The following is a 22905-nucleotide window of genomic DNA, read 5'->3' as shown; positions in this document are numbered from 1 at the left end:
TCAGCTGCCGGAGCTCTCGTACCGGGTCAGGCCGCGGCGGAACGCCCACCGTCCCAGCAGCAGGCACCACGCCGCGGCGACGGGTGTCAGCAGGCCGAGCCACGGGGCGCTGCCCAGGGACAGCACCGCGGTCGCCGGGAAGTAGCTCATGAACGCGTAGGGCAGCACCACGGACAGCACCAGGCGCACGGCGAGGCCGTAGATGCCCAGGGGGTACCGGGCCAGCTCGCCGAGCGTGTGGAAGGCGAAGGGGAACATCGACCAGGGCGTCTTCAGCCAGAAGGCGGAGCAGTTGGTGAGGATGTTGAGGCCGATCTTCACCAGCGGCGCGCACGCGAAGACGAGGGCCGCCGTCGCGATCCGGACAGGTGTCCAGGTCGCGTGGACGTGGACGAGCGCGGCGACGAACAGCGAGCCGCCGAGGACGAGGTTCCCCAGCCCGTTCATGCCGATCTGCGAGCTGAGCACCTGAAGCAGCGGCGAGAACGGCCGCACCAGCACCGTGTCCAGCCCGCCGAGGTTCACGGTCACCGCCATGGTCCACGCGCCCTGGGCCAGCAGCACGGCGACGCCCTCGGTCAGGGCGACGAGCGAGTAGATGAGGACGACGTCCCAGAACCGCCACCCGTTGATCTGAGGGATGGCCCGGAAGATCGCCCACAGGAAGACGAAGCCCATCCCCTGGGTGAGCAGCGCGGCCACGGACATGATCCAGAAGTCGCCCTCGTACTCCAGGGTGGCGCGCAGCTGCGCGCCCAGGCAGCGTCGGTAGAGCCAGAGGTTCCGTCGCACGTCAACCCCCGTGCACCGTGAGCTGGCGGCTCGCACCGCGCCACATCGCCCGCCCCAGCCACCACAGGCCGGCCGTCCACGCCGCCTGGACCGCGACCGCCCGCCACGCGGCGGCGCCGCTGAGGCCGCCCACGTAGAGCAGCGCCGGCGTCGAGGCCATCCCGGCGAACGGCAGGGCCGCCGCCAGCCCCTGCAGCCACCCGGGGAAGAACGCCAGCGGCACCAGCCCGCCGGAGAAGAGCGTGACGAGCGCGATGCGGGCGGACTGCACCCCGACGTAGTTCCGCGTCCAGAAGACGACGAGGGCGGAGACGTACACGATGCCGAACCGCAGCGGCATGACCAGCACGGCGGAGACCGCGAACGGGACGACGCCGCCGCGGGCCGGTGCGGGGACCCCGCCGAAGAGGGCGGCCGCCGCCGCGGCCACGACGAGCCCGGTGCCCAGCTCGTAGACGCCGAAGCCGAGCGCCTCGGCGAACCGGGACTTCTGGTAGTCCACCGGGCGCACCAGGTCCATGGCGACGTCGCCCTGCTGGATGCGGCCCGCCATGCGGTAGTCGACGTAGCTCGAGACGAGCGAGCCGGCCACGAACGCGACGAGCAGGTAGGCCCTCATCGCGGGCCAGTCGAAGCCGCGCACCGTGCCCGCCGCCAGGACGGAGCGCCACAGGTAGAGCATCGCCACGGCGGCGAGCGTCGTGGCGAGCAGCCCGAACAGGAAGCTCGTCTGGTACGCGACGAGGCTGCGGAACGCGGCGCGGCTCATCGCCCGGTAGGCGCGGGTGGCGCGGCGGAGGCCCACCGCGGGCGCGACGCCCGCCGCGAGCGCCGTCACGTGCCCGTCCGCTCGCCGGGCGCGGCGTCCAGCTGCCCGGCGTACATCCGGCGCACCACGTCCTCGATCGCCGGCTCCTCGATCCGCAGGTCGACGACCTCGGCCTCCTGCTGCAGCGCGCTCAGCACGGCAGCGGCGGTGTGGGCGAGGGGGTCGAACGCGACGGCGACACCGAGCCCGTCGCGCTCCTCCGTGACGGTGGCGCCCGGCAGGCGTGCCGCGACGCCCGACAGCGAGACCGGCCGGGACGCCAGGTCGGCGTGCATGACGCGCTCCCGCGCGTAGGTCTCGATCACCTGGCGCAGGCCGCCGTCGTGGACGATCCGGCCCTGGTCGATGATGACCAGGCGCGAGCACACGTCCTCGATGTCCCCGAGGTCGTGCGTGGTGAGCACCAGCGTGGTGCCACCGGCGACGACCTGTCGCAGGAACGTCCGCAGGCGGTCCTTCACCTCGATGTCGAGGCCGATCGTCGGCTCGTCGAGGTAGACGATGGGCGGGGCGTGCAGCAGCGCGGCCGCGAGGTCGCAGCGCATGCGCTGGCCGAGGGACAACCGGCGCGCGGTCGAGTCCAGGAGGTCGCCGATCTGCAGCATCTCGACGAGCCGGTCGAGGTTCTCGCGGTACTCGGCGGCGCCGAGCCCGTGCATGTCGCGCAGCAGCTCGAACGAGTCGCGCACCGGCAGGTCCCACCACAGGCTCGTCCGCTGGCCGAACACGACACCGACCCCCCGCGCGTTCTCGATGCGGTGGCGGTGCGGCACGATGCCGTTGACCCGCACCTCGCCCGACGTGGGCACGAGGATGCCGGTCAGCAGCTTGATCGTCGTCGACTTGCCGGCCCCGTTCGGGCCGACGTAGGCGACCGCCTCGCCGGCGTCGACACGCAGGCTGATGCCGTCGACCGCGGCCTTCTCGGTGTACCGGCGCTCGACGAGGTGGCGGAGCGAGCCCGCCAGGCCGGGTCCCTTGTCGGGGCGTCGGAAGACCTTGCGGAGGTCGTCCGCCTCGATGCGTGCCACGCGGGCACGTTACGAGACGTCGACGGCACCCGTCCACGCCGAATGCCCGCGCGGGGAGCCCCACGGGATGCCGTGCTCCGCGAGGAGCGCGCGCAGCGCGTCGCTCGCCTCGTCGTCCAGCCCGGCCCCGGCCGCGACCTCCGCGCGCGACAGGCGGCGCAGGTCCTCCAGGTGCCCGATCCCCAGGCCGCGCAGGCGTTGCGTCGCGGCCGCCGGCAGCCGCCCCTCGATGACCTCCATCGGGTGGAGCACGGCGTCCGGCCGCGGCGGGAAGCCCCGGTCGAACTCCGCCACCCGCTCCGGGTCGACGACGAACACCGGGTCCTCGTGGAATTCCCCGGTCACGCCGTCGAGTCCGCCCGGCACCAGCGGCAGGGCCATGAGCGCGTCGAACGACGCGCCGCCGGGCGCGGTGATCCCGACGGCGGCGGCGGGCCGGAAGCCGAAGCGGGGGTAGTAGTCCGGGTGCCCGTACACGACGACCGCGCGGTGCCCGAGCTCGGCCGCGGCCGCCAGGGTGTGACGCATGAGCGCGCCCCCGATGCCGTCGCCCTGGCGGTCCGGCCGCACGCTGAGCGGCCCGAACGTCAGCACCGGGTGCTCGGCCCCGGTCGTCGGCTCGACCACGCGGGCGCGGGAGTACACGACGTGGCCGACGAGCTCCCCGTCGACCTCGGCGACGACGTCCAGCTCCGGCACCAGCGCCGGGCTGCCGCGCAGCAGGTGGACCACGAGGTGCTCGTCGCAGCGCGGGGCGAACAGCCCCCAGAAGGCGTCGCGCGTCAGCTCCTCGACGGCCCGGTGGTCGGCCGGCCCCTCGCGCCGGATCGTCATCGTCACGGCGGCGAGTGTGGTCCACCGTCGGACGGACCACCAGGCGAATTGCCCGCGAGGCTCCTGGTCGTGGCTGTGGGTGGTGGGCGCCATGATGGGTCGGTGAGCGACGCGACGCGGCCCCAGGACGCCACGAAGCCCGACGAAGCCACCGCGCACGCGCAGGCTCTGCCGCGGGCGCGGGACGAGTGGACGGCGCTCGCGGAGAAGGTCGAGGCCGATCGCGTCGCGTACTACGAGAAGGACGCGCCGGTCTCGTCGGACGCGGAGTACGACCAGCGCCTGCGCCGCCTCGCCGAGCTCGAGGCGGAGTTCCCGGAGCTGGCCGGCCCGACGAGCCCGACGCAGACGGTCGGCGGCGCCGCGACCACCACGTTCGCCTCGGTGCAGCACGTCGAGCGGATGCTGTCGCTGGACAACGTGTTCTCGCGGGACGAGCTGTTCGCGTGGGCCGAGCGCGTGCACCGCGACCTCGAGCAGGCCGACGACCTGCACTGGCTGTGCGAGCTGAAGATCGACGGGCTGGCGATCGCGCTGCTGTACGAGAAGGGCCGGCTGGTCCGCGCCGCGACGCGGGGTGACGGGCGGGTCGGCGAGGACGTGACCGCCAACGTCCGCACCATCGCGACCGTGCCGGACCGGCTGGCGGGCGACCCGGCCGGCCACCCTGACCTCATCGAGGTGCGCGGGGAGGTGTTCTTCCCCGTCGCCGAGTTCGCCCGGCTCAACGAGGCGCAGGTCGCCGTGGGCAAGGCGCCGTTCGCCAACCCCCGCAACGCCGCCGCGGGGTCGCTGCGCCAGAAGGACGCCGGGGTCACCGCGAGCCGGCCGTTGCGCGTCTACGCCCACGGCTTCGGCGCGCTGCGGTGGGCCGAGGGCCGCGAGCGCGTCATCGAGCGGCAGTCCCAGGTGTACGAGCTGCTCAGCGAGTGGGGCGTGCCGACGAGCGGGCACAACCGCGTGGTGGCCGGCAGCGCCGCCGTCTGGGAGATGGTCGAGCACTACGGCGAGCACCGGCACGACGTCGAGCACGAGATCGACGGCATCGTCGTCAAGGTCGACGAGCTGGCGATGCAGCGGCGCCTCGGCGCCACCAGCCGTGCCCCGCGCTGGGCGATCGCCTACAAGTACCCGCCGGAGGAGGTCAACACCCGGCTGCTGGACATCCAGGTCGGCATCGGGCGCACTGGCCGGGCCACGCCGTTCGCGGTGCTGGAGCCCGTGTTCGTCTCGGGCAGCACGGTGGGGCGGGCGACCCTGCACAACCGGGAGGTCGTCAAGGCCAAGGGCGTGCGGATCGGCGACATGGTGGTGCTGCGCAAGGCCGGGGACGTCATCCCGGAGATCGTCGGGCCCGCCCCGGCCGCCCCCGACGACACCGTGGAACGCGTCGAGTGGCACATGCCCAAGGCGTGCCCGGTGTGTGGCACGCCGCTGCGGCCCATGCGCGAGGGCGACATCGACCTGCGCTGCCCGAACGCCCGCTCGTGCCCCGCGCAGGTGCTCGGCCGGCTGGACCACATCGGCTCGCGCGGCGGGCTGGACATCGAGGCGCTCGGCGAGGTGACGGCCGGTGCGCTGACGCGGCCTGAGGTGCCGTCCACCCCACCCGTGCCCACCGAGGCGTACCTCTTCGACCTGGTCGGCTACCCCGCGGGCGCGCCCGACGAGGAGAAGGCGGCGGTCCGCGCGGCCAGCGCGGCGCTGCTGGCGCAGGTCGAGGTCGTCGTCCGCGACCCCGAGACCGGCCTGCCGCGGGAGGACGAGGGTGGCGTGGCCCGCCGCCGGGCACCGTTCCGCCGGCAGCTCAAGCACTCGCGCGCCGCGGTGGCGGCCGCGGCGGCGGAGGGGCGGACCCTGCCGGAGTGGGAGCCGTCGGAGCAGGCCCGGACCCTGCTCGACGAGCTCGACGGCGCCAAGACCAAGGAGCTCTGGCGCGTCCTGGTGTCGCTGAGCATCCGCAACGTCGGCCCTACCGCGGCCCGGGCGCTGGCGGCCGAGCTCGGCACGATGGACGCGCTGTGGTCCCTCGTCACCGGCGGTGCCGCCCTGGGTGAGCCGGGCCAGCCCGCCGTCGGTGACGTCGCGGCGGTGCCCGACGAGGCCCGCGCGGCGGCCATGGCCACGCTCGCCGAGGTCGAGGGCGTCGGCCCGGTGATCGCGCAGTCGATCGTCGACTGGTTCGCCGGGCCGGACTCCGGCTGGCACCGCGAGATCGTCGAGCGCTGGCGCGCCGCCGGCGTTGTCATGCGCGACGAGCGCGACGAGACGACACCGCGGACGCTCGAGGGGCTGACCGTCGTGGTGACCGGCAGCCTGCAGCGGTTCAGCCGGGACGAGGCGAAGGAGGCGATCCTCGCGCGCGGCGGCAAGGCCGCGGGGTCGGTGTCGAAGAGCACCGACTACGTCGTCGTCGGCGAGAACGCGGGCTCGAAGGAGACCAAGGCCCGCGAGCTCGGCCTGACGATCCTCGACGAGGACCGGTTCGTGCGGCTCCTCGACGGCGGGCCGGCAGCGCTGACGGACGCCTGAGTGGGCAGAATGGCGCCGTGGTTGCCATCCGGGTGGCGCGGCCCGACGACGTCGTCGCGGTCGGCGCCCTGACCGCCGAGGCGTACCTCGCGGACGGCCTCATCGCGGACGAGGACGACTACGCCGCCGAGCTGCGGGACGCGCAGCGGCGTGCCGACGAGGCGGTGCTGCTCGTCGCGATGGCGCCGACCCCGGACGGGCGCGAGGCCGTCGTCGGGACGATCACCGTGGCGCCCTACGGCTCGTCGTACGCGGAGATCGCCGAGCCGGGCGAGGTGGAGCTGCGGATGCTCGCGGTGGCGCCCGAGGCCCGGCACCACGGCGTCGCCGTGCAGCTCATGCGCGCCGCGCAGCGGGAGGCGCTGGCGCGCGACGCGCGCAGGCTCGTGCTGTCGACGCTCGACGCGATGGCCGCCGCCCAGCGGCTCTACGACCGGCTCGGCTTCGTGCGCGAGCCGGAGCGCGACTGGGGCCACGAGGTGGTCCACCTGCGCGTCTACACCTGGGCACCGCCCGAGGCGCCCGGGGCGCTCGTCGAGGCCGCGACCTGGCCGGCGGCGCGGACGGTGGTGACCGCCGACGGCTGGCGCGCCGGCCTCTCCGGCGGCTTCACACGGCGCGCCAACTCGGCCCTGCCCTCCGGTCGCCCCGCCGACCTCGGCGGCGCCCTCGCGCGGGTCGAGGCCGTGTACGCCGCGGCGGGCCTGCCGCCGACCGTCCGGGTGGGCAGCGGCGCCCCGGCCGGTCTCGGTGAGCACCTGTCCGCCCACCGGTACGCCGAGCGGGCGCGGACCGACGTGCTGGTGCGGGCGGCCGGCGAGGTGGGACCGGCCGCGCCCGGCCCCGGCTGGTCTGGCCACACCCACGTGGCCGACGAGCCCGACGACGCCTGGCTGCGCGCCTTCCTCGGGGTCAAGAACGGCGTGGACCACGCGGACGTCGCCCGCGCGGTGCTCACGGGTGCGCCGGCGCAGTACCTGACGGCGACGTCCGGCGGCGAGACGGTGGGCACCCTGCGCGTCGCGTTCGCCGAGCAGTGGGCGGCGCTCTCGTGCCTGGCGGTGTCGCCGGACGCCCGGCGCCACGGGCTCGGCCGGACGTTGACGCGGCACGGCCTCGCGCTCGCGGCGCGGCACGGCGCCAGCAGGGTGTTCCTCCAGGTCGAGGCCGCGAACGCGGCCGCGGCGGCGCTGTACGCGCAGCTGGGGTTCGTCGTGGCCGACGGGTACGCCTACCTCGTCAGGGAGGACGGATGACCGCCGCGCTGGGCGTGGGGATGGTGGGTTACGCCTTCATGGGCGCGGCCCACTCGCAGGCGTGGCGCAACGCGCACCGGTTCTTCGACCTCCCGCTGACGCCGCGCATGGCCGTGCTTGGCGGGCGCACCGAGGACGCGGTGCGGGCGGCGGCCGGGCGGTTGGGCTGGGCGGACGTCGAGACCGACTGGCGCCGGCTCGTCGTGCGCGACGACGTCGACCTCGTCGACATCGGCACGCCGGGCGACACCCACGCCGAGATCGCGATCGCCGCGCTCGAGGCGGGCAAGCACGTGCTGTGCGAGAAGCCGCTCGCCAACACCGTGGCGGAGGCGCAGGCCATGGCCGCGGCCGCGGCGGCACACCCGGAGCTCGTGGCGATGACCGGTTTCACGTACCGGCGGATGCCGGCCATCCAGCTCGCGCGCCGGCTCGTCGAGCAGGGCCGGATCGGCACGGTGCGCCACGTCCGGGCGCAGTACCTCCAGGACTGGCTGGCCGACGAGCGGGCGCCGTGGGTGTGGCGCGTGGACCGGGAGCAGGCCGGGTCGGGCGCGCTCGGGGACGTCGGCGCGCACGTCGTCGACCTCGCGCAGTTCGTCACGGGGGAGTCGCTCACCGGCGTCTCGGCCATGCTCGAGACGTTCGTCCGGGAGCGTCCCGTGCCGACGTCGCTGCACGGCCTCGGCGGCACGGTCACGCCGGACAGCCCGCTGCGCCCGGTGACCGTCGACGACGCGGCGGCCTTCCTCGGCCGGCTGTCCGGCGGCGGCATGGCCGTGTTCGAGGCGACGCGGTTCGCCTGGGGTCGGCGCAACCAGATCCGGCTCGAGGTGAACGGCTCGTCGGGCTCGCTGGCCTTCGACCTCGAGGACATGAACGGGCTGCTCTTCTTCGACGCGACGGAGCCGGCGGAGACGGCCGGATTCCGTCGTATCGACGTCACGCAGCCTGGACATCCCTACGGCGGCTCGTGGTGGCCGCCGGGTCACGCGCTGGGATACGAGCACGCGTTCACCCACCAGGTGGTGGACCTCGTCCGCGGCGTGGCGGCACACGAGCACCCGGCGCCGACGTTCGCGGACGGGCTTCAGGTGCAGCGGGTGCTGGACGCGGTCGAGCGCTCGGCGGCCGACGACAGCCGGTGGGCGCCGGTGGTCGCGCCGGCCTGACCGGCTCCCTGTCGTCGAGCCGTCCTGGACGACGAGCTCAGCCCTCGTACCAGCACGGGAGACCGGCCCGGCGGATACTGGCGCCGTGATCTCGGTGTCGGCAGCGGAGCGGCTCGCGCTCGCGGGGCTCGTCTGGCACCCGGGTGCCGGCGACAGGTTCACGATCCGCTCGGCCGAGCTCATGAGCCAGGTCTTCACCATCAGCGACATGGTCGTGGAGCCGCGCGAGTACCCGACGGGGACCGTGCTGGGCTTCAACGGCACCACCGAGTGGGCCCTCGACTCGGTGCAGCAGGACGACGCGTTGTGGCTGCCGCGCGAGGACCAGCTGCGTGAGCTGCTTGGCCGCTCGTTCCGCAGCCTCGCGCGCTCGACGACGGGACGCTTCGAGGTGCTCATCGAGGTCCCGGGGCGGCCCGAGCAGGTGTTCGGCTCCGACAACCCGGCCGACGCCTACGCCGAGGCGCTGCTCGCGCTCATGGCCTCCGTGACCGCCTGAGGGTGCGCCGACGCCGAGCACGACGAGGAGCGGCGGCGCGCGGAGCTGCGGGGACATGTGGCGCACGGCTCGAGGCTGCGCGCCGAGCGGTCCGGCCACGCCGGCCTGCTGACCGGGCGTCTCTGCTGGTCAGAAGGGTGGGTTGTCGGGGATGGCGTGGTGGTGGGTGTCGAGCTTTTGGGTGTGGCCGTTCTGGCCGGGGGTGACGCGGTAGGCGAGGCCGGCGGGGGTGCGCCACTCGAACACGCCGGGGGTCACTTGTCGCAGGGTGAAGCCGCCGTCGGTCTTCAGGCGGTGGCACCGGCTGGACAGGGGTCCCAGGTTGTCCGCTGCTGTGGTGCCAGCCACGGGTGAGCCGTTGGCGGGGGTGCCGTGGTACTCGGTGGTGTGGTCGATGTCGCAGCGGTGCCCGGGCACACTGCAGCCGGGACCGGCGCAGACCTGGTCGCGGGCCAGCACGTGCTCGGCCAGGGCGGCCGGTGGCCGGTAGCGGGTGCGTCCGACGTCCAGCACGGCGCCGGTCAGCGGGTCGGTGACGATGCGTCGCCAGGTTCCCCCGAGGGCCAGGGCGCGGGCTTGGTCGGCGGGGACGGGTCCCAGCCCGGCCAGCTCACCCGGGTTGTCGTCCAACCCCATCAACGTGGACAAGGCGACGGTGACGTCGATGCGGACCTTGGGGATCCGGATGCTGGGGGCGGCCCGCCCCGGCGGACGAGCCGCGTCGACCGGTGCGCCGTCAAGCTCCTGTTCGACCTCGTCCGGCTCCTGGCCGGTCTCGTCCGGTTCCAGCCCGATCACGTCCGGATCGGGGCTCGTGACACGCTCAGGTGACAAGCCGGTGCTCGCGCCGGCGTCGCGTGCCGGGCCGCTTCCAGCGACGCCCGGCACTGCTACGCCAACACCCGCACCCGCCGCCAGGCACGCACCGGCCAGCAGGGCGGTGCCGGTGGCCAGGTCGGTCAGGGTGTCGGCGCGTAGCTGGTCCAGGGTGCGGGGGTCCCCGGCGGCGCGGGCGGCGCGGGCGGTGGCTTCCAGGGTGCCGTCGATCCGGGCCGCATCCGTGGCCGGCAGGACGGCCCACAGGCCGGCCATCCCGTCCGGCAGCCGACGCGGATGGCACACGTGCCGGGCCGCCAACGCCTTCGGCAACCGCACCGCGGCATCCAGCGGATCGATCGCCAGCAGGGCCCGGTCGATGTCGGCGGCCAGTTGCGTCGGGGTGCGCGTCGGCGCGTCTGGGAGCACCTGCTCCAGGACCGGCCAGGACAGCTGGTAGGCCCGGTCAGCCAACCGGTCGCTCAGCACCCGCAGCTTGGCAAGATCGAGCAGGCCGTCGCGGACCGCGTCGGCCACCGGCAACAGCTGCGCACCCAACGCCCGCCCATCACGCACCAGCCGGGCCGCGGCCGGACGTGACCAGCCCAACCGCATCGCCAGCTCATCCCCGGCCACACACGTGCGCGAGGGCACCGGCTGGCGCCATAGCGGGTTCATCGACGCCCGCCGCGACAGCTCACCCGCCGCCAACGCACCCAGCAGGTGATCGAACGCGGCCTGCCGGGCGGCTGCCGCCACCGTCTCCACCAACAGCTCATCACCGGCCGAGGACAAGTCCACCCGCTCCAGCACACCCGCCAGTCCGGACCCCGGGGTGATCGCCGCCAGACACGACGCCGACAACCACGGCACCTCATCCAGTGACCCCTCGACCTGCGGGTCAACCACGATGCCGGGCTCGGCACCGCCCGGGTCCCACATCGACAGCGACGGCCCGACCAGCCCGGCCGGGGCGATCTCCGCGGCGCACTCGGCGCCGGCTCGGTGCGACTCCGACGGCCACGACACGAACCTCAGCAGCGCCTCAACCTCGGGGCTGATCTCGATACCCGGTTCGGCACCCGCGTCGGCGGGATCCCACCAGGCATCACCCAACGGATCGAACAGCCACCACCAGTCATCAGCCGGCGGCTCGTCGGACCGCGCATCGCGATCGTCGACCAGCGCGGTCCCACCCGGGTCTCTGGACACGACCACGCGATCCTCGTTGACCTCCGCACGCGGGTCGTGGGGCAGCATGACGCCGTCCCTGACGACCTCTAGCGGTGCGAACATGTGTTCGATGATACGCCGGGTCACCGACATCTGTCCAGGTCAAACCCCCAATTCGTCGTCCGCCGGCGGCTGAACGTCCGCCCGGGGCCGCCGAGCCCGAGGCCGGGAAGGGCGGCCCGGACGGCTTCACTAGACTCGCCCCATGTCCACCCCCTGGCGCGACGAGGTCGCGCGCGTGGCAGGCCTTGCGCGGATCGACCTGAAGCCCGACGAGCTCGACCGGCTCGCCGGCGAGCTCGAGGTCATCGTGCAGTCCGTCGCGCGTGTGAGCGAGGTCGCCACCCCCGACGTCCCCGCCACCAGCCACCCGCTCCCGCTGACCAACGTCTTCCGAGCCGACGAGCCCGAGACGCCGCTGGACCGCGACGAGGTGCTGGCGATGGCGCCGGCGCAGGAGGACGGCAAGTTCCTCGTCCCGCAGATCCTCGGGGAGGACGCATGAGCGACCTGACGCGCCTGAGCGCGGCGGCCCTGGCGGAGGCGCTGACCAGCGGCGAGGTCTCGTCCGTCGAGGCCACCCAGGCACACCTGGACAGGATCGCGGCGGTGGACGGCCCGGTGCACGCGTTCCTCCACGTCTCGTCCGACGAGGCGCTGGCGACCGCCCGGGGCGTCGACGAGGCTAGGGCCAAGGGCGAGAGCCTCCATCCGCTGGCCGGCGTGCCGATCGCCGTCAAGGACGTCGTCGTGACGCGCGGCCTGCCGACGACGGCCGGGAGCCGGATCCTCGAGGGCTGGATCCCGCCCTACGACGCCACGCTGGTCACCAAGATCAAGGCGGCGCGCCTGCCGATCCTGGGCAAGACGAACATGGACGAGTTCGCCATGGGCAGCTCGACCGAGCACAGCGGGTACGGCAACACGCACAACCCGTGGGACCTCGACCGCATCCCCGGCGGCTCGGGCGGCGGCAGCGCCGCGGCAGTGGCGGCCTACGAGGCGCCGCTGGCCATCGGCACCGACACCGGCGGCTCGATCCGCCAGCCGGCCGCCGTCACCGGCACGGTCGGCGTCAAGCCCACCTACGGCAGCGTGTCCCGCTACGGCCTGATCGCCCTGGCGAGCAGCCTCGACCAGGCCGGACCCGTGACGCGGACCGTCCTCGACGCCGCCCTGCTCCATGAGCTGATCGCCGGCCACGACCCGCACGACTCCACCTCGCTCACCGACCCGGTCGGCGACTACGTGGCGCAGGCACGACGAGGGCTGGCCGGCGACGTGGCGGGCATGAGGGTCGGCGTCGTCAAGGAGCTCAGCGGCGAGGGGTACCAGCCCGGCGTCCTGGCCCGCTTCGAGGAGTCGCTCGAGCTGCTGCGGCAGGCCGGCGCCGAGATCGTCGAGGTCTCCTGCCCGCACTTCGAGTACGCCCTGGCGGCCTACTACCTGATCCTCCCGGCCGAGGCGAGCAGCAACCTCGCCAAGTTCGACGGCATGCGCTACGGCCTGCGCGTCGAGCCGACCGAGGGCCCGGTGACCGCCGAACGCGTCATGGCCGCCACCCGCGGCCAGGGCTTCGGCGACGAGGTCAAGCGCCGCATCATCCTCGGCACCTACGCCCTCTCCGCCGGCTACTACGACGCCTACTACGGCAGTGCCCAGAAGGTCCGCACCCTCATCCAGCGCGACTTCGCCGCGGCGTTCGAGGAGGCCGACGTCCTCGTCTCCCCGACGGCGCCGACCACGGCGTTCAAGCTCGGCGAGAAGCTCGACGACCCGCTCGCGATGTACCTCAACGACGTCGCCACCATCCCCGCCAACCTGGCGGGCGTCCCGGGCATGTCGGTGCCGTCGGGCCTGTGCGAGGACGGCCTGCCCGCCGGCTTCCAGGTGATCGCGCCGGCCCGCCAGGACGCGCGGCTCTACCGCGTCGGGGCGGCCGTCGAGGCGCTCCTCGAGGCCCGCTGGGGCGGTCCGATCCTGACGAAGGCACCGGAGCTGGAGGCTTCCAAGTGAGCGACACCCTCGTCGACTACGACGACGCCGTGGCCCGGTACGACACGGTCTTCGGGATCGAGGTCCACGTCGAGCTCGGCACCCGCACCAAGATGTTCGACGCCGCCGAGCAGGGCTTCGGCGCCGACCCGAACACGCAGGTCACCCCGGTGAGCCTCGGCCTGCCCGGCGCCCTGCCGGCCGTCAACGGCACCGCCGTCGAGTACGCGATCCGCATCGGCCTGGCGCTGAACTGCACCATCGCGGAGAGCTGCCGCTTCGCGCGGAAGAACTACTTCTACCCGGACGTCCCGAAGAACTTCCAGACGAGCCAGTACGACGAGCCCATCGCGCACGACGGCTGGGTCGACGTCGAGCTCGAGGACGGCACGGTGTTCCGCGTCGACATCGAGCGCGCCCACATGGAGGAGGACGCCGGCAAGAACACGCACGTCGGCGGCGCCACCGGGCGCATCCACGGCGCGATCTACTCGCTCGTCGACTACAACCGCGCCGGCGTGCCGCTGGTCGAGATCGTCACCAGGCCGGTGACCGGCGCCGGCGAGCGCGCCCCCGAGGTGGCCCGCGCCTACGTCCAGACCCTCCGCGACATGTTCCGTGCCCTGGAGGTCTCCGAGGCGCGCATGGAGCGCGGCAACGTCCGGGCGGACGTCAACGTGTCCCTGCGTCCCTCGTCGGACAGCCCGCTGGGCACCCGGACCGAGACGAAGAACGTCAACTCGTTCCGCTCCATCGAGCGCGCGGTGCGCTACGAGATCTCGCGCCAGGCAGCGGTGCTGGACGCCGGTGGCCAGATCGTCCAGGAGACCCGGCACTGGCACGAGGACACGGGCCACACGACGAGCGGGCGCATCAAGTCCGACGCCGAGGACTACCGCTACTTCCCCGAGCCGGACCTCGTGCCGATCGTCCCGGACCGGGCGTGGATCGAGGAGATCCGCGCGAACCTGCCCGAGCTCCCCGCGGCTCGTCGGCGGCGGCTCCAGGCGGACTGGGGCTACGCCGACCCGGAGATGCGGGACGTGGTCAACGCCGGCGCGGTGGAGCTCATCGAGCTGACCGTCGCCGCAGGTTCCAGCCCGGCCGCTGCCCGCAAGTGGTGGATGGGCGAGCTGGCCCGCACCGCCAAGGAGCGCGGCGTCGAGCTCGAGGAGCTGCCCGTCACGCCGCAGCAGATCGGCGCCCTCCAGGCGCTGGTCGACGACGGCCGCCTCACCGACAAGCTGGCGCGCCAGGTGCTCGAGGGCGTGCTGGCCGGCGAGGGTGACCCGGAGGCGGTCGTCGCCGCGCGCGGCCTCGAGGTCGTGTCCGACGACGGCCCGCTGCTGGCCGCCATCGACCAGGCGCTCGCCGCGCAGCCGGACGTCGTCGCCAAGATCCAGGGCGGCAACCTCGGCCCGGTCGGGGCGATCATCGGCGCGGTGATGAAGGCCACCCGGGGTCAGGCGGACGCGGCGCGCGTGCGCGAGCTCGTCCTGGAGCGGGTGCAGTCCTGACCCACGCCGGCAACCTGCAGGTCACACGCCGTCCGTAGCATCGGGACCATGGACAAGCCGACCCTGCAGGGAGAGATGCTCGTGCTCCGCCCCCTCGTCGCGGGCGACGCCGACGGCGTGTGGGAGATCGTCAGCGACCCCGAGTCGCGGCGCATGGCGGGCACCACGCGGGACTGGGCCCGCGCCGACGTCGACCGCTGGCTGCGCACGGTGCGGGCGTCCGACGAGCGGATCGACCTCGCGGTGACGGCGAACGGGTCCGACGAGTACCTCGGCGAGATCGTCCTCGAGGGGATCGATCCCGTGGTGCGCTCGGCGGGGTTGCGGCTGACGATGCGTCCGGCGTACCGGGGCCGCGGCTACGGCACGGAGGCGATCCTCCTGGTGCTGGGCATGGCGTTCGACGGGCTCGGGCTGCACCGCGTCGGCGCCGTGGTGCCGGCCATCAACGCGCGCGGCAAGTCGCTGTACGAGAACCTCGGGTTCCGGGTCGAGGGTCGGTTGCGGGACTCCTTCCGCGACGGCAAGGGCTGGACCGACGGGCTGGTCATGGGGCTGCTGGAGGACGAGTACCGTGCCTCGCAACTGCCGGCCAGCACGCCTGAGAGGGCCTGAACGCTTGCTCACCGTCACCGTCCCCACGCCCGACCTGCTGGACCGCCTCGCCGACCTGACCGACCGGGTGCGGCTCGTGCTGTGGGACCTCGTGCACCCGCTGCCCGACGAGGTCGCCGCCCAGGTCGAGATGGTCGTCATCCCGCACTACTTCGTGCGTCCGGGCGGGTTCGACGTGCTGCGGACGCTGCCGAACCTGCGGCTGGTGCAGCTGCCGAGCGCGGGCTTCGAGCACGCGGTGCCGCACGTGCCGGCCGGGGTGACCGTGTGCAACGGCCGCGGTGTGCACTCCACCGGCACCGCCGAGCTCGCGGTGGCGCTGATCCTGGCGGCGCAGCGCGGCCTCGTCGGCTCGGTGCGCGCGATGGACGCCGGCGAGTGGCACAACCCGTTCGGCCCGTCGCTGGCCGACCGTCACGTGCTCGTCGTCGGCGCCGGCTCGGTCGCCGAGGCGGTCGTCGCACGCCTGGCGCCGTTCGAGGTGGCGATCACGCAGGTGGCGCGCACGGCCCGGGGACCCGTCCACGGGGTCGACGAGCTCCCGGCGCTGGTCGCGGACGCGGACGTCGTCGTCCTCACGGTCCCGCTCGACGAGAGCACCCACCACCTGGTCGACGCCGACCTGCTGGCGCGCATGAAGGACGGCGCGCTCCTGGTCAACGTCGCCCGCGGCAGGGTGGTCGACACGGACGCGCTGCTGGCGGAGCTGGTGGCCGGGCGGCTGCGCGCGGCCCTCGACGTCACGGACCCCGAGCCGCTCCCCGCGGACCACCCGCTCTGGCACGCGCCGAACGCCCTCATCACGGCCCACCAGGGCGGCAACACCGACGCGACCTTCCCGCGCGTGGCCGCGCTCGTGCGCCGTCAGCTGGAGACGCTGCTGGCGGGCGACGAACCGGTCAACGTCGTCGCCCGCACCTGAGAGCGGCCCCTAGGACGCGGCGCCGGCGAAGCTGCGGACCTCCGCGAGCACGGCGTCCGCGATCTGCGTCAGCGGGCGCGTCTCGCCGGGGCTGATCCACTGCTGGAACGCGATGCTGAAGACCGTCGAGGTGGTCTCGGCCGCCACCGCGGCCGCGGGGTCGGCGATGCCGCGGTCGAGCAGCGCCCCGCGCATCGCCGCCGCGACGGTGGCGCGCTTGTGCCGCTCCCGCTCCTGCAACGCCGGGTTGGCGTCGATCACCGCCTGGCGGGCGCGGGCGAAGGCGCGCCGCTCCTCGCCGAAGAAGGCACCCGCCGAGCGCAGCGCCGAGGCGACGACCTCGAACGGCGTCGCCCCGGGCGGTGCCGCGGCCGCCCCGTCGAGGAACGCCTGCCGGTACCGCTCCTGGCCGTCGAAGAGCACCTCGCGCTTGTCGGCGAAGTGACGGAAGAAGGTGCGCTCGGTCACGCCGACGGCCTCCGCGATCTCGGCCGCCGTCGTCTGCTCGAAGCCGCGCGTGGTGAACAGCTCGAGCGCGGCTCGCGCCAGCCGCTCCCGCGTCCCCGGTTCCCATCGCGCCATGGCGACGAGTGTAGTGATGACAGCGACTGACGTCAGGCGTACAGTGATGACTGTCACTGACATCAAGCCAAGGAGATCGTCATGCGCGTCTTCGTCACCGGGGCGACGGGGTGGATCGGGTCCGCCGCCGTCGACGAGCTGCTCGCCGCGGGCCACCACGTCACGGGCCTGGCACGCTCCGACGCCTCAGCGGCGGCGCTGCAGGCCAAGGGTGCCGCAGTCCGTCGCGGCGACGTCGACGACCTCGACGCCCTGCGGGCGGGCGCCGACGCCGCCGATGCCGTGCTCCACCTCGCCTACAAGCACGACTGGAGCGACGTCGCCGCCTCGATGGCGAGCGAGCGCGCGGCGGTGCAGACCATCGGCGAGACGCTGGCCGGCACCGGCAGGCCCTTCCTCTTCGCCTCCGGCGTCGCCGCGCTCGCCCCCGGGCGCCCCGCCACGGAGGACGACCCCTCGCCGCACCACGGTCCCGGCTCGCCGCGCGGCGGTGCCGAGAACCTCGCGTTCGACTTCGTCGGGCAGGGCGTGCACAGCGTCGCGCTCCGGTTCTCCCCGACCGTGCACGGCATGGGCGACCACGGCTTCATCGCCCGGATCGCCCAGATCGCCCGCGAGAAGGGCGTGTCCGGCTACCCCGGTGAGGGCACCAACCACTGGGCCGCCGTGCACCGCTCCGACGCCGCGCGCCTCGTCGCCCTCGCCCTGGCCCAGGCCCCCGCCGGGGCCCGCGTGCACGCGGTCGGCGAGGAGGCGGTGCCGAGCCGGGCCATCGCGGAGGCGATCGGCGCCGCGCTGCGCCTGCCCGTCACGTCGGTCGCGCCCGACGACGTCGCGGAGCACTTCGGCTGGATCGGCACCTTCTTCGGCATGGAGCTGTCGGCGACGAGCGCCGCGACGCGCGAGCTGCTCGGCTGGTCCCCGACGGGTCCGACGCTGCTCGAGGACATCGCCGCCGGCGCCTACGGCGCCGCGTGACGCGCCGGCCGCGGGTCGAGGCGCGGACGTTCGGTGCTTGTGGGCTGAGACGGACGTACCGTGGGATGCCATGAGCCGTCCGCTGCGCTCCAACACCTCGACCCGCGGCCGCAACATGGCCGGAGCCCGCGCCCTGTGGCGCGCCACCGGCATGGGTGCGGAGGACTTCGGCAAGCCGATCATCGCGATCGCGAACTCGTACACGCAGTTCGTCCCGGGCCACGTCCACCTCAAGGACATGGGTGACCTGGTGGCCTCCGCGATCCGCGAGGCCGGCGGCGTCGCCAAGGAGTTCAACACGATCGCCGTCGACGACGGCATCGCGATGGGCCACGACGGGATGCTCTACAGCCTGCCGAGCCGCGACCTCATCGCGGACTCCGTCGAGTACATGGTCCAGGCCCACACCGCCGACGCGCTCGTCTGCATCTCCAACTGCGACAAGATCACGCCGGGCATGCTCAACGCCGCGCTCCGGCTCAACATCCCGGCGATCTTCGTCTCCGGCGGCCCGATGGAGGCCGGCAAGGCGGTCGTCGCGGACGGCGTCGCCAAGACCCACCTCAACCTCATCAACGCGATCAACTACTCGGCCGACGAGAGCGTCTCCGACGACGCCCTCGGCCTCGTCGAGGCGAACGCGTGCCCCACGTGCGGCTCCTGCTCCGGCATGTTCACCGCCAACTCGATGAACTGCCTCACCGAGGCGCTCGGCCTGTCGCTGCCCGGCAACGGCTCGACGCTGGCGACCCACACCGCGCGCCGCGAGCTGTTCCTCGAGGCCGGCCGGCGCATCGTCGCGATGGCCAAGCGCTACTACGAGGACGAGGACGACTCCGTCACGCCGCGCGGCATCGCCACCAAGGCGGCGTTCACCAACGCGATGTCCCTGGACATGGCGATGGGTGGCTCGACGAACACGGTGCTGCACATCCTCGCCGCGGCGCAGGAGGCCGAGGTCGACTTCACGCTGCACGACATCGAGACCATCTCCCGCCGCGTGCCGAACCTCGCCAAGGTCGCGCCCAACCACCCGGACTTCCACATGGAGGACGTGCACCGGGCGGGCGGCATCCCCGCGATCCTCGGCGAGCTCGACCGCGCCGGCCTGCTCGACCACTCCGTCACGAGCGTCCACACGCCCACGCTCGAGCAGTGGCTCGCCGACTGGGACGTGCGCGGCGGCAAGGCCACCGACCGGGCCGTCGAGCTGTTCCACGCCGCGCCCGGCGGCGTCCGCACGACGAAGGCGTTCTCCACCTCCAACCGCTGGGACCACCTCGACACCGACGCGGTGAACGGCTGCATCCACGACGTGCCGCACGCCTACACCGCGCAGGGCGGCCTGGTCGTGCTGCGCGGCAACCTCGCGCAGGACGGCGCCGTCATCAAGACCGCCGGGATCGACCCGAGCCTGTGGCACTTCGTCGGGCGCGCGCTCGTCTGCGAGTCGCAGGAGGAGGCGGTCGAGAAGATCCTGTCCAAGCAGGTGGCGCCCGGGCACGTCGTCGTCGTGCGCTACGAGGGCCCCGCGGGCGGCCCCGGCATGCAGGAGATGCTCTACCCGACGAGCTTCATCAAGGGCCGTGGCCTGGGCAAGGACGTCGCGCTCATCACCGACGGCCGGTTCTCCGGCGGGTCCACCGGGATCTCGGTGGGCCACGTCTCCCCGGAGGCGGCCGCCGGCGGCACCATCGGGCTCATCGAGGACGGCGACGAGATCGAGATCGACGTCGAGCAGCGGCTCATCCGCCTCAACGTGCCCGACGAGGTCCTCGCCGAGCGCCGGGCGAAGATGGACGCCTCCGAGAGCCCGTGGCGGCCCGCCCACCGCGACCGGTACGTCTCGCCGGCCCTGCGGGCCTACGCGGCCATGGCGACGAGCGCCGACCGCGGCGCCGTGCGCGACGTGTCCCGCCTGCCCAAGCGCTGACGCCTCCGGTCGCCGGTTCCGGCGGCCGGTGTGACCGTTGACGCATGGTGAGTGCGCAGCAGTTCCAGGCCGCCGAGGGCACCGCCGACTGGCGCGCGCTGGCACGCGGTGCGAGCGCGTTCTTCCGCGCGGGCTCGGCCCGGCAGGGCGCGGAGCTGGTCGGGCGCGTCGCGCTGGTGGCCGACGAGGCCGACCACCACCCCGATCTCGACCTGCGCCGTGACGGGGTCGTCGCCCGGGTGTTCACGCACAGCGAGTGGGCGCTGACGGACGCCGACCTGGGGCTCGCCCGCTCGATCTCGGCGAGCGCGGCCGAGCTGGGACTGGCCCCCGAGCCGGCGGCCGTGCAGGACGTCGACCTGACGATCGACGCCCTGGACATCCCGGCCGTCCGGCCGTTCTGGGCCGCCGTGCTCGGCCACGACCCGGTCGGCGAGGAGGACCTGCTCGACCCGCAGTGGCGCTGGCCCGCCATCTGGTTCCAGCAGATGGACGCGGCCCGCCCGCTGCGCAACCGGATCCACCTCGACACGTTCTGGCCGCGCGGCCTGCGCGCCGCGCGCGTCGACGCCGCGCTGGGGGCGGGCGGCCGCGTCGCCAACGACGCGTTCGCCCCGAACTGGTGGACGCTCGCCGACGCCGAGGGCAACGAGGTCGACGTCAACGACTGGGAGGGCTTCCCGTACGAGGTCGAGCCCTCGTGGCTGACCCCCGCCGAGTTCGCGGCGGCGGACGGCGTCGACGACTGGGCGTTCCTGCAGGGGGCGACCGCGCTGTACCGGACCCAGCCCGGGCTGGCGCAGGGTGCGCAGCTCGCGTCGACCGCGGCGGCGTTGGCCGACGAGGCCGGCCTGCCGACCTACGCCGACCTGCGCTACGGCCTCGTCACGCTCCGGGTCGCGCCGCCGGAGGACGGCTGGATGGACGACCGGGGCCTCGCGCTCTGCCGGTCGATCCAGGTGGCCGCGCGTGACCTCGGCCTGTCCGCGGACCCGCGGGTGGCGCGCGACATGCACGTGGTGATCGACGCGCTGGACGTGCCGGCGGTGCGCGACTTCTGGGCGGCCGTGCTCGGGTACGCCCGCCGCGGCGACGAGGACCTGTACGACCCGCTCATGCGCGGGCCCGCGCTCGTCTTCCAGCCGATGGACGAGCCGCGCGAGCAGCGCAACCGGATCCACGTCGACGTGTTCGTGCCCGACGACGTCGCGGCGACGCGCATCGCCGCCGCGCTCGCGGCGGGTGGCCGGCTCGTCGGCGACGCGCACGCGCCGTTCTGGTGGACGCTCGCCGACCCGGAGGGCAACGAGGTGGACGTCGCCGTGTCCGTCGGCCGGGCCGAGGTCTGGTCCTGAAACCACCCCGCGGCGCCATGACCTCCGGCTAGGGTGACCGCGGACGCCGCACCGTCGCGTCGCCCAGTCGGAGGGGGACCGATGGCCGACCTGGCGGTGAGCACCCGCGGCCTGCGCAAGACCTACCGCACGCGCGGACGCCGGATCGTCGCGGTGGAGTCGCTCGACCTCGACGTGCCGGCCGGCGGCGTGCACGCCTTCCTCGGGCCGAACGGGTCGGGCAAGACGACGACGATCCGCATGCTGCTCGGGCTGGTCCACGCCGACCGCGGTGAGATGGCGGTGTTCGGCACGCCCGTGCCGGGTCGGCTGCCCGCCGTCGTCGGCCGGATCGGCGCGATCGTCGAGGCGCCGAAGTTCTTCTGGCACTTCTCCGGCCGGCGCAACCTCGAGCTGCTCGCGCAGGCGATCGGCGTCGACCGGCACCAGGTGGGTGTGGTGCTGGGCGACGTCGGCCTGGCCGACCGCGCCGACAGCGAGGTGCGCACCTACTCGCTCGGCATGCGGCAGCGGCTGGCGATCGCGGCGACGCTCCTCAAGGACCCGGACCTGCTGATCTTCGACGAGCCGACGAACGGGCTCGACCCGGCCGGCATCCGCGAGGTCCGCTCGACCATGCGCGGCCTGGCGGACCGCGGCAAGACCGTGCTCGTCTCGAGCCACATCCTCGCCGAGGTGCAGCAGATCGCCGACACCCTCTCGATCGTCGCCCGCGGCCGGCTCGTCGCGTCGGGGCCGGTGGACGAGCTGCTGTCCGCCGGGGGAGCGGCACCCGTCCGCGTCGGGGTCGCGGACCGCGACGCCGCCTCCCACCTGCTGCGCGGCCAGGGCTGGACGGTGTCCGACGAGGGCAGCGACCTCGTCGTGACGGGCGCGACCTCCCTCGACGTCAACCGAGTGCTCGCGCTGGCGGGGATGTACGCCCACGAGCTGCGGACCGAGCGCGCGGACCTCGAGCAGGTGTTCCTCGACCTGACCCAGACGGACCCGACCGCGCCGACCGGACGGAGGGCCAGGTGATGGGCCGCCTGATGCGCGTCGAGCTGCGCCGGTACCTCGCCCGGCAGGCGGTCCGCTGGCTGGTCGTGGGGATGGTCGCCGCCGTGCTGCTCACGGGCTTCGCCGCGTGGCGTGCGAGCCGCCCGCCGAGCGAGGCGCAGCTCGCCGAGGCGCAGCAGCAGGTGACGCTCGCCCAGGCCGACTGGGCCCAGCACGGCGCGGAGTACATGACGCAGTGCCGAGCGCAGCAGGAGCAGGCCCGCCAGACGGACCCCTCCGCGGACTTCCAGTGCGACCGCGGTGCGCCGACCGTGGAGAGCTTCCTGCCGCCGAGGCAGACGTTCGCCGCCAACGCGTACGACTCGCTCGGCCAGGTGGCGACGTTCGTCCTGCTGCTGTCGCTCATCGTCGGCGCGACGTTCGTCGCCGCAGAGCTCAGCACCGGCGCCATGTCCACCTGGCTGACCTTCGAGCCGCGACGAGGTCGGGTGTTCGCGAGCAAGGCCGCGGTCGCCTCGGTGGTGACGGGGACGGCCGCACTGGCCGTCTCGGTGCTCGCCGTCGGCGTGCTCTGGGTGGCGACTGCGGTGAACCACGCGACGGGCCAGGTGGAGGCGCAGACCCTCGTCGACCTGGGGAACGGGTCGGCCCGGATCGCCGTCGCCGCGGCGGGCGCGGCGCTCCTGGGCGCGGGGCTCGGCTTCCTCCTGAGGCACACCGCCGCCGTCATCGCGTCGGTCATCGCCTGGTTCATCGCCATCGACGGGATCCTGGTCTCGGGCCTGCTTCAGGCGCCGCGCTGGGCGGCGGCGACGAACCTGCAGGCATGGCTGCGGGCCGGGACGACGTACTACCAGCAGGGGCCGTGCGTCACCGACCCCCTCGGTGGGCTGGCCTGCAACCCGGTCCAGAAGACGTTGCCCATGGCGGCCGGGGGCCTGACGCTCGTGGCGGCCCTGGCCGTGGTTGCCGCGCTGGCATGGGTCGTCTTCCGGCGCCGCGACGTCGCGTAGCC

At 74.0% G+C, this 22905-nt stretch carries 20 protein-coding genes; 14 read left to right on the top strand and 6 right to left on the bottom strand.

Going from position 1 to position 22905, the window contains the following annotated elements; translation table 11 throughout:
- Genes BGO37_RS14030 through BGO37_RS14015 form a run of 4 tightly spaced genes read right to left on the bottom strand, consistent with a single transcriptional unit; the run spans position 1 to position 3486 of the window.
- Positions 1 to 792 carry an ABC-2 family transporter protein gene (locus BGO37_RS14030; protein ID WP_291755807.1) on the bottom strand — a complete coding sequence of 264 codons (792 nt, stop codon included), beginning with the start codon at positions 790 to 792 and terminating at the stop codon, positions 1 to 3.
- 1 nt (position 793) lies between these two features.
- Complete coding sequence (locus BGO37_RS14025) at positions 794 to 1630, bottom strand: ABC-2 family transporter protein (RefSeq protein ID WP_291755806.1); 837 nt, start codon at positions 1628 to 1630, stop codon at positions 794 to 796.
- Positions 1627 to 2652 (bottom strand): ATP-binding cassette domain-containing protein, encoded by a 1026-nt coding sequence (locus BGO37_RS14020; RefSeq protein ID WP_291755805.1) that lies wholly within the window; start codon positions 2650 to 2652, stop codon positions 1627 to 1629. The genes BGO37_RS14025 and BGO37_RS14020 overlap by 4 nt, the downstream gene beginning before the upstream one ends.
- A 9-nt stretch (positions 2653 to 2661) precedes the next feature.
- Positions 2662 to 3486, bottom strand: coding sequence for a GNAT family N-acetyltransferase (locus tag BGO37_RS14015; RefSeq protein WP_291755848.1), 825 nt, complete (start codon positions 3484 to 3486; stop codon positions 2662 to 2664).
- 168 nt (positions 3487 to 3654) lie between these two features.
- Here BGO37_RS14015 and ligA point away from each other — a divergent pair, with 168 nt between their 5' ends.
- The 4 genes from ligA (at position 3655) to BGO37_RS13995 (ending at position 8945) form a co-directional block, all read left to right on the top strand.
- Positions 3655 to 6018, top strand: a complete 2364-nt coding sequence (gene ligA, locus BGO37_RS14010; protein WP_291755846.1) for an NAD-dependent DNA ligase LigA — start codon at positions 3655 to 3657, stop codon at positions 6016 to 6018.
- A 17-nt stretch (positions 6019 to 6035) separates the two neighbouring features.
- Positions 6036 to 7274, top strand: a complete 1239-nt coding sequence (locus tag BGO37_RS14005; RefSeq protein ID WP_291755803.1) for a GNAT family N-acetyltransferase — start codon at positions 6036 to 6038, stop codon at positions 7272 to 7274.
- A complete protein-coding gene (locus BGO37_RS14000) occupies positions 7271 to 8446 on the top strand; it encodes a Gfo/Idh/MocA family oxidoreductase (protein WP_291755802.1) in 1176 nt (391 codons plus the stop codon). Before BGO37_RS14005 ends, BGO37_RS14000 begins: the two co-directional genes overlap by 4 nt.
- An 85-nt stretch (positions 8447 to 8531) precedes the next feature.
- Complete coding sequence (locus BGO37_RS13995; RefSeq protein ID WP_291755800.1) at positions 8532 to 8945, top strand: pilus assembly protein CpaE; 414 nt, start codon at positions 8532 to 8534, stop codon at positions 8943 to 8945.
- A 129-nt stretch (positions 8946 to 9074) separates the two neighbouring features.
- Here the strand turns inward: BGO37_RS13995 and BGO37_RS13990 are convergent, their stop codons facing one another.
- Positions 9075 to 11057: an HNH endonuclease signature motif containing protein gene (locus BGO37_RS13990; RefSeq protein ID WP_291755798.1), complete on the bottom strand. Its 1983-nt coding sequence runs from the start codon at positions 11055 to 11057 to the stop codon at positions 9075 to 9077.
- A gap of 142 nt (positions 11058 to 11199) precedes the next feature.
- Between BGO37_RS13990 and gatC the strand changes: the two genes are divergently transcribed.
- From gatC to BGO37_RS13965, 5 genes are read left to right on the top strand one after another with little or no spacing between them, the layout of a single operon-like run.
- Positions 11200 to 11499 carry an Asp-tRNA(Asn)/Glu-tRNA(Gln) amidotransferase subunit GatC gene (gene gatC, locus BGO37_RS13985; protein ID WP_291755796.1) on the top strand — a complete coding sequence of 100 codons (300 nt, stop codon included), beginning with the start codon at positions 11200 to 11202 and terminating at the stop codon, positions 11497 to 11499.
- On the top strand, positions 11496 to 13010 hold the full coding sequence (gatA, locus tag BGO37_RS13980; protein ID WP_291755793.1) for an Asp-tRNA(Asn)/Glu-tRNA(Gln) amidotransferase subunit GatA: 1515 nt from the start codon (positions 11496 to 11498) through the stop codon (positions 13008 to 13010). Before gatC ends, gatA begins: the two co-directional genes overlap by 4 nt.
- Positions 13007 to 14506: an Asp-tRNA(Asn)/Glu-tRNA(Gln) amidotransferase subunit GatB gene (gene gatB, locus BGO37_RS13975; protein WP_291755790.1), complete on the top strand. Its 1500-nt coding sequence runs from the start codon at positions 13007 to 13009 to the stop codon at positions 14504 to 14506. Before gatA ends, gatB begins: the two co-directional genes overlap by 4 nt.
- Before the next feature lie 48 nt (positions 14507 to 14554).
- On the top strand, positions 14555 to 15121 hold the full coding sequence (locus BGO37_RS13970; protein ID WP_291755788.1) for a GNAT family N-acetyltransferase: 567 nt from the start codon (positions 14555 to 14557) through the stop codon (positions 15119 to 15121).
- Positions 15122 to 15125: 4 nt separating this feature from the next.
- Positions 15126 to 16043 carry a 2-hydroxyacid dehydrogenase gene (locus BGO37_RS13965; protein ID WP_291755785.1) on the top strand — a complete coding sequence of 306 codons (918 nt, stop codon included), beginning with the start codon at positions 15126 to 15128 and terminating at the stop codon, positions 16041 to 16043.
- Between the two features lie 9 nt (positions 16044 to 16052).
- On the opposite strand, the gene BGO37_RS13960 is transcribed toward BGO37_RS13965, so the two are convergent.
- The gene (locus BGO37_RS13960; RefSeq protein WP_291755784.1) at positions 16053 to 16625 is read right to left on the bottom strand and encodes a TetR/AcrR family transcriptional regulator; all 573 of its coding nucleotides are present in this window, start codon (positions 16623 to 16625) and stop codon (positions 16053 to 16055) included.
- Positions 16626 to 16706: 81 nt separating this feature from the next.
- Here BGO37_RS13960 and BGO37_RS13955 point away from each other — a divergent pair, with 81 nt between their 5' ends.
- The 5 genes from BGO37_RS13955 to BGO37_RS13935 all read left to right on the top strand — a co-directional run bounded on the left by BGO37_RS13955 (position 16707) and on the right by BGO37_RS13935 (position 22903).
- A complete protein-coding gene (locus tag BGO37_RS13955) occupies positions 16707 to 17603 on the top strand; it encodes an SDR family oxidoreductase (RefSeq protein WP_291755781.1) in 897 nt (298 codons plus the stop codon).
- Positions 17604 to 17673: 70 nt separating this feature from the next.
- Positions 17674 to 19536, top strand: coding sequence for a dihydroxy-acid dehydratase (gene ilvD / locus BGO37_RS13950; RefSeq protein WP_291755780.1), 1863 nt, complete (start codon positions 17674 to 17676; stop codon positions 19534 to 19536).
- A 44-nt stretch (positions 19537 to 19580) separates the two neighbouring features.
- On the top strand, positions 19581 to 20891 hold the full coding sequence (locus BGO37_RS13945; RefSeq protein WP_291755779.1) for a VOC family protein: 1311 nt from the start codon (positions 19581 to 19583) through the stop codon (positions 20889 to 20891).
- An 81-nt stretch (positions 20892 to 20972) separates the two neighbouring features.
- Positions 20973 to 21911 carry an ABC transporter ATP-binding protein gene (locus tag BGO37_RS13940; protein WP_291755778.1) on the top strand — a complete coding sequence of 313 codons (939 nt, stop codon included), beginning with the start codon at positions 20973 to 20975 and terminating at the stop codon, positions 21909 to 21911.
- On the top strand, positions 21908 to 22903 hold the full coding sequence (locus BGO37_RS13935; RefSeq protein ID WP_291755776.1) for an ABC transporter permease subunit: 996 nt from the start codon (positions 21908 to 21910) through the stop codon (positions 22901 to 22903). Before BGO37_RS13940 ends, BGO37_RS13935 begins: the two co-directional genes overlap by 4 nt.
- The last annotated feature ends 2 nt before the right edge of the window (positions 22904 to 22905 follow it).

Origin of the sequence: Cellulomonas sp. 73-92 (genome assembly GCF_001898175.1) — a bacterium.
Lineage (GTDB): Bacteria > Actinomycetota > Actinomycetes > Actinomycetales > Cellulomonadaceae > Cellulomonas.
Note: the sequence above shows the minus strand (reverse complement) of the source record. Positions and strands in the feature narration are given on the sequence as shown.

Bases quoted from the DNA above. Each gene is read 5' to 3' on its own strand.
- BGO37_RS13990 (WP_291755798.1), bottom strand. From the start codon at position 11,057: ATGTTCGCACCGCTAGAGGTCGTCAGGGACGGCGTCATGCTGCCCCAC.
- BGO37_RS14015 (WP_291755848.1), bottom strand. From the start codon at position 3,486: ATGACGATCCGGCGCGAGGGGCCGGCCGACCACCGGGCCGTCGAGGAG.
- BGO37_RS13960 (WP_291755784.1), bottom strand. From the start codon at position 16,625: ATGGCGCGATGGGAACCGGGGACGCGGGAGCGGCTGGCGCGAGCCGCG.
- gatA (WP_291755793.1), top strand. From the start codon at position 11,496: ATGAGCGACCTGACGCGCCTGAGCGCGGCGGCCCTGGCGGAGGCGCTG.
- BGO37_RS13945 (WP_291755779.1), top strand. From the start codon at position 19,581: ATGGTGAGTGCGCAGCAGTTCCAGGCCGCCGAGGGCACCGCCGACTGG.
- BGO37_RS13970 (WP_291755788.1), top strand. From the start codon at position 14,555: ATGGACAAGCCGACCCTGCAGGGAGAGATGCTCGTGCTCCGCCCCCTC.
- BGO37_RS13955 (WP_291755781.1), top strand. From the start codon at position 16,707: ATGCGCGTCTTCGTCACCGGGGCGACGGGGTGGATCGGGTCCGCCGCC.
- BGO37_RS13940 (WP_291755778.1), top strand. From the start codon at position 20,973: ATGGCCGACCTGGCGGTGAGCACCCGCGGCCTGCGCAAGACCTACCGC.
- BGO37_RS14000 (WP_291755802.1), top strand. From the start codon at position 7,271: ATGACCGCCGCGCTGGGCGTGGGGATGGTGGGTTACGCCTTCATGGGC.
- gatC (WP_291755796.1), top strand. From the start codon at position 11,200: ATGTCCACCCCCTGGCGCGACGAGGTCGCGCGCGTGGCAGGCCTTGCG.
- ilvD (WP_291755780.1), top strand. From the start codon at position 17,674: ATGAGCCGTCCGCTGCGCTCCAACACCTCGACCCGCGGCCGCAACATG.